Annotated in this window: 12 protein-coding genes and 2 tRNA genes; 10 read left to right on the top strand and 4 right to left on the bottom strand. The window is 60.5% G+C overall.

Annotated elements, in window-relative coordinates:
* The first annotated feature begins 45 nt into the window (after nucleotides 1-45).
* From ccsA to ACT8II_RS02220, 3 genes are all read left to right on the top strand, one after another.
* Complete coding sequence (gene ccsA, locus ACT8II_RS02230) at nucleotides 46-927, top strand: cytochrome c biogenesis protein CcsA (protein ID WP_233546210.1); 882 nt, start codon at nucleotides 46-48, stop codon at nucleotides 925-927.
* Entirely contained in the window at nucleotides 928-1,119 is a 192-nt protein-coding gene (locus tag ACT8II_RS02225) for a hypothetical protein (RefSeq protein ID WP_118654063.1), read from the top strand.
* 161 nt (nucleotides 1,120-1,280) lie between these two features.
* Nucleotides 1,281-1,670, top strand: coding sequence for a type II toxin-antitoxin system Phd/YefM family antitoxin (locus tag ACT8II_RS02220; protein WP_443812904.1), 390 nt, complete (start codon nucleotides 1,281-1,283; stop codon nucleotides 1,668-1,670).
* 91 nt (nucleotides 1,671-1,761) lie between these two features.
* Here the strand turns inward: ACT8II_RS02220 and ACT8II_RS02215 are convergent, their stop codons facing one another.
* Genes ACT8II_RS02215 through ACT8II_RS02205 form a run of 3 tightly spaced genes read right to left on the bottom strand, consistent with a single transcriptional unit; the run spans nucleotide 1,762 to nucleotide 5,906 of the window.
* Nucleotides 1,762-3,681 (bottom strand): ABC transporter ATP-binding protein, encoded by a 1,920-nt coding sequence (locus ACT8II_RS02215; protein WP_118654065.1) that lies wholly within the window; start codon nucleotides 3,679-3,681, stop codon nucleotides 1,762-1,764.
* Nucleotides 3,674-5,437, bottom strand: coding sequence for an ABC transporter ATP-binding protein (locus tag ACT8II_RS02210; protein ID WP_443812903.1), 1,764 nt, complete (start codon nucleotides 5,435-5,437; stop codon nucleotides 3,674-3,676). The genes ACT8II_RS02215 and ACT8II_RS02210 overlap by 8 nt, the downstream gene beginning before the upstream one ends.
* Nucleotides 5,430-5,906 (bottom strand): MarR family winged helix-turn-helix transcriptional regulator, encoded by a 477-nt coding sequence (locus ACT8II_RS02205; RefSeq protein WP_118654067.1) that lies wholly within the window; start codon nucleotides 5,904-5,906, stop codon nucleotides 5,430-5,432. Before ACT8II_RS02205 ends, ACT8II_RS02210 begins: the two co-directional genes overlap by 8 nt.
* Before the next feature lie 407 nt (nucleotides 5,907-6,313).
* Here ACT8II_RS02205 and ACT8II_RS02200 point away from each other — a divergent pair, with 407 nt between their 5' ends.
* The gene (locus tag ACT8II_RS02200; protein ID WP_407496215.1) at nucleotides 6,314-7,210 is read left to right on the top strand and encodes an aldose 1-epimerase family protein; all 897 of its coding nucleotides are present in this window, start codon (nucleotides 6,314-6,316) and stop codon (nucleotides 7,208-7,210) included.
* Between the two features lie 230 nt (nucleotides 7,211-7,440).
* Here the strand turns inward: ACT8II_RS02200 and ACT8II_RS02195 are convergent, their stop codons facing one another.
* A complete protein-coding gene (locus ACT8II_RS02195; protein ID WP_294122266.1) occupies nucleotides 7,441-8,295 on the bottom strand; it encodes a trimeric intracellular cation channel family protein in 855 nt (284 codons plus the stop codon).
* 718 nt (nucleotides 8,296-9,013) lie between these two features.
* On the opposite strand from ACT8II_RS02195, the gene ACT8II_RS02190 reads away from it, so the two are divergent.
* The 6 genes from ACT8II_RS02190 to rpsR all read left to right on the top strand — a co-directional run bounded on the left by ACT8II_RS02190 (nucleotide 9,014) and on the right by rpsR (nucleotide 12,439).
* Nucleotides 9,014-9,104: transfer RNA gene (locus ACT8II_RS02190), tRNA-Ser, on the top strand.
* A gap of 53 nt (nucleotides 9,105-9,157) precedes the next feature.
* Nucleotides 9,158-9,248, top strand: a tRNA-Ser gene (locus ACT8II_RS02185).
* A 374-nt stretch (nucleotides 9,249-9,622) separates the two neighbouring features.
* Entirely contained in the window at nucleotides 9,623-10,882 is a 1,260-nt protein-coding gene (locus tag ACT8II_RS02180; RefSeq protein ID WP_118654070.1) for a DUF4013 domain-containing protein, read from the top strand.
* Between the two features lie 399 nt (nucleotides 10,883-11,281).
* Nucleotides 11,282-11,575, top strand: a complete 294-nt coding sequence (gene rpsF / locus ACT8II_RS02175; protein WP_118654071.1) for a 30S ribosomal protein S6 — start codon at nucleotides 11,282-11,284, stop codon at nucleotides 11,573-11,575.
* A 55-nt stretch (nucleotides 11,576-11,630) separates the two neighbouring features.
* Entirely contained in the window at nucleotides 11,631-12,110 is a 480-nt protein-coding gene (locus ACT8II_RS02170; RefSeq protein WP_118654072.1) for a single-stranded DNA-binding protein, read from the top strand.
* Between the two features lie 62 nt (nucleotides 12,111-12,172).
* Nucleotides 12,173-12,439 carry a 30S ribosomal protein S18 gene (gene rpsR / locus ACT8II_RS02165; protein WP_006721901.1) on the top strand — a complete coding sequence of 89 codons (267 nt, stop codon included), beginning with the start codon at nucleotides 12,173-12,175 and terminating at the stop codon, nucleotides 12,437-12,439.
* Nucleotides 12,440-12,443: the final 4 nt, after the last annotated feature.

The raw sequence follows: 12,443 nt of genomic DNA, 5'->3' as shown, positions 1-12,443 counted from the left end.
TCCAACGAGCTGGTACCATACCTAATCAAAAAGGAAGGGGGTCTTGTGACCTTGAAGAAATCTAATGCAATGGTGCCCGCCCTGCTCGTGCTGGGCGCGCTGCTCATCGCGACTGACGTGGTATGGACGTTCACCTTGGCGCCGCTCGTGCAGGGTGCGCGACTGTCCGAATCCGTGGTGATTGCGGGGCAAATGGTCACCACCAAGTTGCTGCTGAGCCAAAAGATCTTCTACTTGCATGTTCCCGTTGCGATTGCCTCGTTCGTGTTCATGGGGGTGGCGGCTTACCACGCCCTGCGGTTCCTTGTGACCAAGGACCGTGCGCGCGATGTGCGCTCGCGCACCGCCATGCAGGTCACGCTTGTGTTCATCGTGGCAACCATGATCTCGGGCGATCTTTGGACGCGCTTCGAGTGGGGCGTCTGGTGGGTGTGGGAGCCTCGACTCACTACGTACTTCATCCTGATGCTGCTGGTGATTGGGTACTTTGTGCTGCGCAACGCGCTCGATGATCCCGAGAAGATCGCACGCTTCGCCGCAGTGTTTTGCGTTGTCTCGTTTGTGGATGCGCCCATTTCGTTCCTCATCACGCGCTTGGTGCCGAGCTCGGTGCATCCGGTGGTGTTCAGGACGGATTCTGGTCTGCCGCCGCTTATGCTCATTCCGTTTTTGCTGGGTATGGCGGGTGTGCTCATGGTCGCGTTTGCTCTGTATCGCTATGCGCTGCGGGTGAATGCCGCCGCCGATGAGGTTGAGGAGCTCAAGCGGCGCCTTGAGGATTTCGATTCCGCCGCGTCCCGTGCGGCCGCCGCCGAGGCGCTTGAGCGCCTGCGGACAAAGGCCGCGACCGTCGTTGCCGATGGCCGCGATGGCGCCAGCTGCGCCGCGGTCGTTTCTCCCGCAACCAACGAGCCTGAGGAGGGCTAAATGGATCCGATTCTTTCCGAGGTCTATTCGACTGTTTTGCCTGCGGCGCCCTTTGTCTTGGCTGCGTATGTGGGCATCTTGCTGGCGTTGTTTGTGTTCGTACTCTCCTTGTGGCGCAAATCAAAGCGCACGGAGGCCGACATCGAAGCGCTCAGGCGCGCGCTCGAGGAGCGGGAACGGGAGTCCCGATAGGGCACATTCCTTCTTCTGCGAAAGCTTAAACCCCTATAAAGCCAAAACGGCCCTTGGCAGGTGGCTGTCAAGGGTCGTTTTCCGTATATCACGTGAAGATGCGTGTGCCTTACGATGCCCTTGTGAACGAAGGTAGGGGTGCTGAGCTGGGGTGTCAGAACATGCGGACTCAGCTGCAAGCCATGCGTGAGAAGCCGTTGGAGAACTGGTCGGAAGCGCCTGATACGCTCGTGCTCCACACAGAGAAGGAGGACGAGATGACCGGGTTGTGCGTGAAGGCGGATCCAAATGCGGGACCGCGGGGCTTTTTGGAACAAGCACTCATCGATTCGGTGAGCGATGAGCAGGCGGGTGGGGACAGTTGGTGCGGAGTACCGCTCGGCAGATGGCTGCGCGATGAGGGCCGTGTTCCCATGCGAGCGGCAAAGACGCATCTAAGCAGGTTGGCGGCGTATGCCAACAGTACGGGGGAGACGATCACCGTGGTGAGAAACGGCATCCCCTGGTTCGAGATACGACCCCTTGCCGCCGATTTCATGTCGACGGTGTAGCCACACGCAAAAACTTCGCCCACCCGTACCCGCAAAGCGCGGTTCGGGTGGGCGAGGCGAGGGATTGGGCAAAGATGCGGGGGCTTGTCCGCTATTCGAGTTCGAATGCGCCGGTGTAGAGCTGGTAGTAGTAACCCTTCTTGGCGATGAGCTCATCATGCGTGCCGCGTTCGATTACGCGACCGTGGTCGAGGCAGATGATCACATCGGAGTTGCGGACCGTCGAGAGTCGGTGCGCGATGACGAACGTGGTGCGTCCCTGCATAAGGGCATCCATGCCGCGCTGGACAATCGCCTCGGTGCGCGTGTCGATGGAGCTCGTCGCCTCATCGAGAATCATCGCGGGCGGATCGGCGACGGCGGCACGGGCGATGGAGACGAGCTGGCGTTGGCCCTGGCTGAGCTGCGAACCGTTGCCGGTAAGCATGGTGCTGTAGCCATCGGGCAGGCGGCGGATGAAGTCGTCGGCACCTGCGAGCTCGGCTGCCTTGATGCACTCCTCGTCGGTCGCATCGAGCTTGCCGTACCGGATGTTGTCCATGACGGTGCCGGTGAACAGGTTGACGTCTTGGAGCACCACGCCCAGGGATCGGCGAAGGTCTGCCTTCTTGATCTTGTTCACGTTGATGCCGTCGTATCGGATCTTGCCGTCCGCGATGTCGTAGAAGCGATTGATGAGGTTGGTGATCGTGGTCTTGCCTGCGCCCGTAGCACCGACAAACGCCACTTTCTGACCGGGTTTGGCGTAGACCGAGACGCCGTGCAGAACCTCATGGTCGGGGGTGTAGCCAAAGTCGACATCGACCATGCGGACGTCGCCGCGCAGCGGAACGTACGTCACGGTGCCGTCGGCCTTGTGCGGATGCTTCCACGCCCAGAGGCCCGTGCGGTGATCAGCCTCTTCGATCTCCCAGGTGCTGGGGTTGACCTGGGCGTTGACAAGCGTCACGTACCCCTCGTCAACCTCCGGCTCCTGGTCGAGCAGCTCAAAGATGCGGTCCGCTCCGGCGAGACCCATGACCACGGCGTTGATCTGCTGGGAGACCTGTCCAATCTGGCCGCAGAACTGTTTTGTCATATTGAGGAAGGGAACCACCACGGCGATGGACAGCGGAAGGCCGGAGAAGGAGAGGTTGGGCACGCCGAGCGCCAAAAAGACGCCACCGGCAAGCGCAACCACGACATAGATGAGGTTGCCGAGGTTCATCAGGATGGGCATGAGGATGTTGGCGAACATGTTGGCCTTCTGCGAGACCTCGAAGAGCTTCTCGTTGCGCTCGTCGAAGTCCTCCTCCGCCGCATGTTCGTGGCAAAACGCCTTGACGACCTTCTGGCCGTTCATGACTTCCTCGATGTGTCCCTCAACAACGCCGAGCTCGGTTTGCTGCGCGATGAAGAAGCGCGCGGAGTTGGAGCCGAGCAGCTTGGTGAGGAACGTCATGACGGCTACACCGGCGATGATCACCAAGCCCATCCATGCCGAGAAGTAGAACATGATGAACAAGACGGTGGCGAGCACGATGACGGTTTGTAGGAGGTTGGGAAGGGACTGCGAGATCATCTGGCGCAGCGTGTCGATGTCGTTGGTGTAGTGCGACATGATGTCGCCGCGCTGGTTGGTGTCGAAATACCTGATGGGAAGGTCCTGCATGCGATTGAACATCTTTTCACGGAGCTTCTCGAGAGAGCCCTGCGTGATGACGGCCATGTAGCGATTCCAGAACAGGGAGGAGAGGTTGCCTATGAGGTAGATAATGGCGAGGGCGGTCACGAGGCCCACAATCTTGGGCTGTGCCGCCGCCCAGTCACCCGTCTGCCAAGAGGACGAGATGACTTCGAGGGCTTTTTGCAGGAAGAGCGAGCCAACTGAGTTGATGAGGCCGCATAGGAGTACGCCGGCCATGACCAACGGCAACAGGACGGGGTAGAACGAGAACAGCATCTTGACGAGACGTTTGAGCGTTCCGGGGCGGCGATTCTTTGCGCGAGCTGCGGTGGTTGCCTTACTCATGCGCCTCACCTCCTTCCTGAGCCTCCTCGCTCATCTTGTTTTGAGAGACGAATGTCTCGCGGTAGATCTCGGAGCTCTCCATGAGCTCGTCGTGCGTACCGATGCTGGCGATGCGGCCGCCCTCCATGACGATGATGCGGTCGGCGTCCTGCACACTCGTAATGCGCTGCGCGATGATGAGCTTGGTTGTCTCGGGCAGGTATTCGGCCAGACCGGCGCGGATCTTGGCGTCCGTCTTGGTGTCGACGGCGCTCGTGGAGTCGTCGAGAATCAAGATCTTGGGGCGGCGGAGCAGGGCGCGCGCAATGCAGAGGCGTTGCTTCTGGCCACCGGAGACGTTGGAGCCCCCCTGCTCGATCCACGTATCGTAGCCCTTGGGGAAGCCGTCGACGAACTCGTCGGCACAGGCCAGGTGTGCCGCCTCTCGGACCTCATCGTCGGTGGCATCGGGATCGCCCCAGCGCAGATTGTCGGCGATGGTGCCGCTAAAGAGCACGTTCTTCTGCAGAACCATGGCGACCTGATGACGCAGGGAGTCGAGGTCGTAGTCGCGAACGTCACGCCCGCCCACACGGACCGTGCCCTCGGTGACGTCGTATAGGCGTGCGATGAGGTTGACGAGCGTGGACTTCGCGGATCCGGTACCGCCGATGATGCCGATGGTCTCGCCGCTGGCGATGTGAAGATCGATGCCATCGAGCGCCTGCCGCTCGGCATGCTCGGAATACTTGAAGCTCACGTTGTCGAAGTCGATGGAGCCGTCCGCGACCTCATAAATGGGTTCGTTCGGATTGGCGATGGTGGGCTCGTCGTGAAGCACCTCGACGATACGATTGGCGCTTTCCTCGGCCATGGTCACCATGACGAAGATCATGGAGAGCTGCATGAGGCTCATGAGAATCTGGAAGCCGTAGGTGAAGGTGGACGAGAGCTGGCCGACGTCGAATAGCTCGCCCTGGCTCGTGATGATGAGCTTGGACCCGAGGAAGATGATGAGGACGAATGCGCCGTTGACGCACAGGTTCATCATCGGGTTGTTGAAAGCCAGAAGCTTTTCGGCGCGGGTGAAGTCGGCGCAGACGTCCTGCGCGGCGTGCGCGAACTTCTGCTTCTCGTAGTCTTCGCGCACGTAGCTCTTTACCACGCGCATGCCGGTGACGTCCTCCTCGACCGATTCGTTGAGCGCGTCGTACTTGTGAAACACGCGGGTGAAAATGGGGCCGACCTTGTGGATGATGAAACCAAGACCGCCACCGAGCAGCGGAATCATGGCGAGATACACGAAGGAGATGGAACCGCCCATGGCGTAAGCCATCGCGAACGCGAAGACCAGCACGAGCGGCGCACGGACGGCGATGCGGATGATGAGCATGAACGCCTGCTGGACGTTGGTGACGTCGGTGGTGAGGCGTGTGACCAGCGAGGAGCTGGAGAAGCGGTCGATGTTGGCGAACGAGAACGTCTGGATCTTGTAGAAGAGGTCGTGACGGAGGTTCTTGGCGAATCCACAGCTCGCGTAGCTACAGGTAATGCCCGCAGCGGCACCGAACAGCAGCGATATGAGAGCGATGACGACGAGGACCCCGGCCGTGGGCAGGATCTCGGCGACCGTTGCGCCGTCTTTGATGACGTCGATGAGGTTGGCAGTCACAAAGGGGATCGCCATCTCGCAGGCGACCTCGAACAACACCAAGATTGGCGTGGCGATTGTGGGCCACTTGTAGTTTCGAATGGATGCAGCAAGCGTATTAACCATCTAACTCCTCCCAGGTCACACGGATCTTCTCGAGCATTTCGGCGAGTTGTTCTTGCTCTTCGACGGTGAGTGCCGAGAACGCGGCGCGTCTGAAGGCCTCCCGCTTGTCGTGCTCGTGCTGGGCGAGCTCCCGACCCGCCTGCGTGAGGTGCACGAAAAGCTGACGGCGGTCCTTGGTGTCGCGCGTACGCTCAATGAGCCTCGCACACTCCATTTTGGATAGGATCTCCGACAACGAGCCGGGCTTGATCTCAAAGCGAGATCCGAGTTCCTGCTGCGAGAGTCGACCCCCACAGCGGTCGAGCATGCACAGGATGGGCACCTGCCCCGATCGCCCACCGCCGTGAAAGTGCATATAGTGCCCGCAGAAACCCAGGCCCTGCAGGATGCGCTTGGCACGGGCAATGTCCTCGTCAGTCTCCGCCGGGGCGCTCGCGTCAAGCGCCTCGTGGTACTCATGGTCTGTCATCTCCACCTCCCATATATGTCATTGTTGTTTGGCCGTGTAGAGATTAGGACTCTTGCGAACAACAGTCAAGGTACCAAATAATCAGGAACCGAATTAATTTTTGGTTCGTGCACAACCCGTTTTAGAAGCATTCCGTCAAGCTTGAGGTTTTGCCGCATTTTGACTCCCCGCTGAGCGGCCGATTGATTAGACTCGCAAACACGCAGGTAGAAGAGGTTCTACGGCTATGAATGCTTGGGAATTCGCGCAAAACTGCGACAGACTTTCGATGGTGGGGCACCGGGCTCCGTAAAGGGGCTTCGCAGAGCGAAAAACGGGGATAATGGATGCAACGGCGCCCGATTGGAGGCGCCAGCCTGGCGGGGTTGCCATGTGCGCCGCTTCGCCCTCGATTGAAAGGTCCTGCCATGTCGACTGTCACCACCATTGCCAAAGGCAACGTCACCGCTCAGATATCATCCATGGGCGCCGAGCTCACAAGCTTCGTCGTAGATGACAGGGAGTATCTGTGGCAGGCTGATCCAACGTTTTGGGGCAAGCACGCACCGGTGCTGTTTCCCATCGTGGGCTCCATCCGTGGCGGGGAGGCAACGTGCTCAGAGGGCGCCTGCCGCATGGAACGCCACGGCCTCGCCCGCACCGCGGAGCACGCCGTCGTCGGCATGGCTGAGGATGGGTATGCGGTGACGTTCGAGTACCGCGACACCCCCGAGACTCTCAAGGCCTACCCATATCACTTCAAGCTCAACATGACCTACGCAATCACGGGCGATGCCACGCTGACACAGACGTTCACCGTCACCAACACCGGCGACGTTGATCTGCCGTTCTCCGTTGGCGGCCACCCCGCGTTTAACGTTCCCGCGCCGGGCGCCGAGAGCGAGGACTTCGAGGATTACGTTTTCGAGTTCGCCGAGCCCTGGACGTGCACCGCACCTCGCATCGCCGAGGGCGGCCTCCTCACCTTCGATGAGTCCTTCGTCCCAGTCGAAAATTCGGACGTGCTGCCGGTTACGCGGAGCCTGTTCGCGCACGATGCCGTTATGCTCACCGATGTCCCCGGCGGAACGCTCACGCTGCGCGGCACCAAGAGCGGTCGCGGCATGCGTGTCGACTTCGCCGACTTCAAGTACATTGGTCTGTGGTCCGCCCAAGAGGGCAACTCGCCGTTCATCGCGCTGGAGCCTTGGACCGGCCATGCCACGCTCACGAGCGAGGACGACGTGCTTGAGCATAAGCGCGACATCACGATCCTGGCGCCCGGCAAGACCGCGGAGTACAGCTTTAGCATGACCGCGCTTTAATGCTCGGACCGATCGCGTATACTCGGGCAAATCGCGTGCGCCGAGCGTGAACTGGGACAAGCTTTGTGCCGCATGAGAGAGCGTGCCGATGGGCGGGTCGTTGCCACGGGGCGGCGGCCCGCCGTGCGTGGGGCCATTTTCGTGCGAGGCGTGGCGTGGCTCAGCTGCGCATGTCGGAGCTTGAAGCGTTGTGCTGCAAAATTCCCTTTCAGTAAAAGCACCCTATCTAATTACTGAGATCTCCGGTTCCTCGCGGAGCCGCCGCGCTTCAAGTCCGACCCGTCGCGCGACCGGGTTCGTGCGTGTTCGGCCTCGTGGGACATCTTGGCGCTTATGCGTCGCCCGGCGCGTTGGATGGGCCGAACCACAGGGCGGGCAACTTTCTTGACAGGTTCGGGCATCTTGTGCGGATCGAATTCCGTGGGGCTCATGATGTTGAACCGGATGGACCACCAACGGATGAACATCGTGAGCGCGACGCTGATGAACGCAGCAGCGATGTTCCACATTCCCAGGCTTTCGATGAGCACCATATAGGTGATGGCGCCGGCGATTGCCGCCATGGCGTACAGGTTGCTGCGCCGGAAGATATAGGGTACGCGCGCAAGGCATATATCGCGCAGCATGCCGCCGCCCACGGCAGTGATGAAGCCCATCATCACGCAGGTGATGGGCGGGTAGCCGTATGCCATTGTTTTGTCGGCACCCATGACGGCGAACAGGCCGACGGCGAAGATGTCGAGAACGGAGATAAGCCGGTCGGGCTTTTCGACCATCCAGGGAAAGGCGAAGACGGCCGCCGCGGTGCCGATGGATACCGGCAGGGCGAGGGGTTGCTGCAGGATGTAGACGTTGTGCTCCTGAAGAATGACATCGCGGGTCAAGCCACCGCCCAGCGACACAAGCACGGCGAGGCCGATGGCGCCGATGAGGTCGAGCTTGTTTTCGCGCGCGGCGAGCACACCAGACGCCGCCGCCACGATGACGGCGACCATTTCGAACGCAATGGGAATCTGGACCATCTCTTCGCCCAAGGCCATCGCGTTGGCAGCGTGTGCAGTAACTGCCAAGACGGCTGGACTCATGGCTGGTCTCCCTTCACGATGCGCCTGCGATGCGAGCCTGCAGTGCACTTGTCCTGCGCGCCGACGCCCGCGCCTTCGATGCGCAGCGGCGCCTGCGCCTATCAATCTTAGCCGAGGTATGGCGCGGGGCGAAGTACGCATCGATATTTGCCCTGCGCGGCCGGGGTCCGTTTTGGATGTGAGGAATCGTGGGTTTGAAACAGAATGGGAGTTTCAAACCCACGATTCCTCACATAAAGGGGCATGGTAATGTGATTTATCATGGGTTTGAAATGATGCGTTCATTTCAAACCCGTCTTTTCTCACAAAGTGCGGAGCTCGGGCTGCCCAGGGGGCCAGATGGGACTCGAGCTACCCAAGGACCCGAGCTGCCGAGAGAGGCCAAGGCGCCAGATGGGGCACGCGATGGGTGCTTGGGCCCGGGCGGTGACGGGATCCTGCTGGCGTTGACGGGTGCCCGCAGCCCTGACGGCACTTGCGGAGGGGCGATGGGCACCTAACGGGGGGGTGATGGGCGACAGGGCTCTATCGACCCGCTGGGTCTCTGCGGATTCCCGCCATGGTCACCGTCTTCCCGCGCTTATCGAAACGTGTTGCGCTGAGTGTGCTAAGTGTTTCGCTGAAGTTGGAAATCAAGAGGCCCGCCGGGTTTGGCAATCTTTCTCACAATTTCACTTGCGCGCGTGGGAAAGTACGGTACAATAGCCCCTGCATTCACGGAGAGTTGTCCGAGTGGCCGAAGGAGCACGATTGGAAATCGTGTAGGCGCCAAAAGCGTCTCCAGGGTTCAAATCCCTGACTCTCCGCCAGAACTTTCAGCGGCACGCATCCATATGGGTGACGTGCCGTTTTCACTTCTTACGGAGGAGTGGCAGAGTGGTTGAATGCGGCGGTCTCGAAAACCGTTTACGGGTACTCCCCGTACGAGGGTTCGAATCCCTCCTCCTCCGCCATTTTCGAAACAGAGGCGAGCCCGTGCGGCTCGCTTTTTCGTATCCCCTGCGTGGATTCGAACCCGTGAGGGGGCGGAGCTGAGGAAACGCGGCAGCGTTTTCCAGCGTAGCCCGCAAGCGCCGTAGGCGCGCAGCGAGGGGAGGGCGCGGAGCGCCCGGCGAATCCCTCCTCCTCCGCCATTTTCGAAACAGAGGCGAGCCCGCGCGGCTCGCTTTTTCGTTTACCTTGCATGGATTCGAACCCGCGAGGATCCTTACGGTTGACTTGCGCTCGTCTTAAGCCCTGCTTAATCCCGTGCACGCGCGTGTACAGGGGGCGTTCATCGGGATACACTGCATCTTGAAAAAGATTTCCAACATGGAGATGAGGCAGGATGAACGCACGAAACCTGGGATTTGTATCCTCATGGCATATGCTCACGCGCGATAAGGGCTGGCTTAAGCCGGTCCTGGTGCTGACGCTGGTGGGCTGGATTCCCATTTTGGGGCAGATTGCCCTGCTCGGCTATGGAATGGAATGGGCACGTCTCACCGCTTGGGGTGTAGACTCGGCACCCAAGCAGCGCGGGGTCGATTACGGCAAGGTGCTCTCCACCGGCGGCCGTGCGTTTTTGGTCACGATTTCGATGGGAATCGTGGTGGCACTGATTTTGCAGGTCGTGTTCCCCGGATCTTTGTATCTGCTCGTCTCCGGCCTGACGGGCGGCAACGCGGTGAGCACGATGCTCGCCGTAACGTCCGGTGCGACGTTCTCGTTGTTCACCATCTTCGCGAGTGGTCTTATGGGTTCGTTTTTGCAGGCGGCGTCGCTTCGTTCCACGTTGTACGACAGCTTTTCCGCGGGTTGGCGTCTCGACCGCCTCTTCCAGATGATCGGCCGCGATTTCGGCGGATTTCTACATACGTTTGGCGTCGTGTTCATAGGTGGGCTTATCTCGGGCGCCTATGCGTTCATCGTCACGCTTGTTTGCGGTCTGGTTGCCGTGGGCAGCCTCATGAGCGCCACCGCATTCATGGGCATCTCGGGGTCCTATATGAGCGGTTGGCATTTCATTCTCGAACGGCTGCTGCAGATCGGCGCTGGTCCGCTGCTGCTGTTCTTGCTGTGCGTCATCGCCCTCACGTTTATTGGCGGAGTGATCAGCACCGCAATGAGCCTGGTTTCGATGAACGCGATGGGACAGTGGTTCTGCCGCTTTGACGTGGACCGCTGGGGTGTTTCGGGCGATCCGTTGCCTGCTGACGTGCCGCATCGGGATGGCTACGCGTCTGGCGTGCAGTCCGCTCCCGTTCCCCCCGTCACCCCTGCAGGCGCGACGAATACCGATTTCGTTACCGAGCCGTCCACGTCCGTTCCCGCCGAGCCGTCTGCCCATGCGGCGCAGGAGCCCGCCGCATCGCCTGTAGAGCCGTCGACCCCGCAGGCTGACCCGGTTACGCCCTTGTCGGAGGATGCCGATATTCCCGTCGATCCGGTTGTTCCCTTGGACGCGGAGGAGGGCTCTTGCCCGTCCAGCGATGCGGCAAGTTGCACCGACTCCTCGGGCGAGTCCGAGCAGGGGAGCGCGGAGGATTCTAAGGAGCCTATCCTTTTGGGCCCCATTACCTCGGATGATGAGGCCGAGGACAAATAAGGTCCGGAAAAGACCCGGTACCTTGTGTGCATCGTGTGAAGACGACGTGAGCCCCCGTGCGTGGTAGTTCTGAGGAGAACCCACGTACGGGGGCCATTGCATGGCGGGGTCGACGTGCCGATGACCTGCGAGGGCGTGGGTCGTGTCGGATGATGCGGAAAGGGCGGTCAGGGCTTGCGCTGCAAAACGCAGAATTGTGTCGGGATGGCGTGGCATGCTGGTGCCATGGCGGATCACACACGCGAGCGCCGGGGCAGAGGCTCTTGCATTTGTGGAGGTCATGGGGTGGATGATGGGGCACCTTGCAAGATGTGCAGACTCGGCTATAGTTAGCACGTCTTTTCCTGCTTCGGGCGCACCTTCACGACCCGAAGCCGTTTGTCCAGAGGAGGTGACCACATGAAGGCTTATGAACTGCTGTTCTTCGTTAACCCCAACCTCGATCCCGAGACTCGTCTCGCCGTGATGAAGCGCATCGACACCACGATCGCCGAGGGCAATGGTAAGGTTGACAACGTCGACGAGTGGGGCAAGCGCAAGCTCGCTTACGAGATCGACAAGCTCACCGAAGGTGACTACACCCTCATCAACTTCCATGCAGACCCGGCTTCCATCGCGGAGCTCGATCGCGTGCTTCGTATTACCGACGCCGTGATCCGCCACATGATCGTCCGTCGCGACGACCAGGAGTAGGTCATTTGTATGGATGCGGCACCCATATGCGCCGCATGAGAGGTAGTGAACACGTATGAGCATCAACCGAGTCAACATTTCCGGTAATCTTACCCGCGATCCCGAGTTGCGCGTTACTTCTGGCGGCACGCAGGTCCTGAGCTTCGGCGTGGCCGTCAACGACCGTCGCCGGAATCCTCAGACGGGCGAGTGGGAGGACTACCCGAACTTCGTGGACTGCACGATGTTCGGCACCCGCGCGGAGGCCGTGAAGCGCTATCTCTCGAAGGGGTCGAAGGTCGCGATCGAGGGCAAGCTCCGTTACAGCTCTTGGGAGCGTGACGGTCAGCGCCGCAGCAAGCTCGAGGTCATCGTCGATGAGATCGAGTTCATGTCCCGCGGTCAGCAGGGCGATGCGGGTGGTTATGCGCCTGCCCCGTCCTACGGTCAGCAGGGCGGCTACGCTCCTGCGTCCGCTCCGCAGCAGGCTCCGGCGCCCATGGCGGCTCCGGTTCCCCCTGCGGTCGACGTCTACGATGAGGACATCCCGTTCTAGGGGTGATTTGTAGTTGACGGCACGGCATAAGCCGAGCCGTCGTTCACGAAAGGTATTGAGACATGGCTAATGATTATTCTGCCCGTCAGCCGCGTCGCAAGTACTGCCAGTTCTGTAAGGAGGGCACTGAGTATATCGACTACAAGGATACTCAGCTCCTCCGCAAGTACATGACCGACCGCGGCAAGATCAAGCCGCGCCGCGTCACTGGCGCCTGCACGCAGCATCAGCACGACATCGCGAACGCCATCAAGCGCGCCCGCGAGATGGCTCTCCTGCCGTACGCCGTGCCCGTGGTGTCCACCCGCGGTCCTCGCGAGAAGAAGTAGGGAG

The sequence above is a fragment of the Collinsella sp. genome (assembly GCF_052346665.1).
Lineage (GTDB): Bacteria > Actinomycetota > Coriobacteriia > Coriobacteriales > Coriobacteriaceae > Collinsella.
The sequence above is the reverse complement of the archived record's forward strand: the minus strand, read 5'-3'. Positions and strand labels throughout refer to the sequence as shown.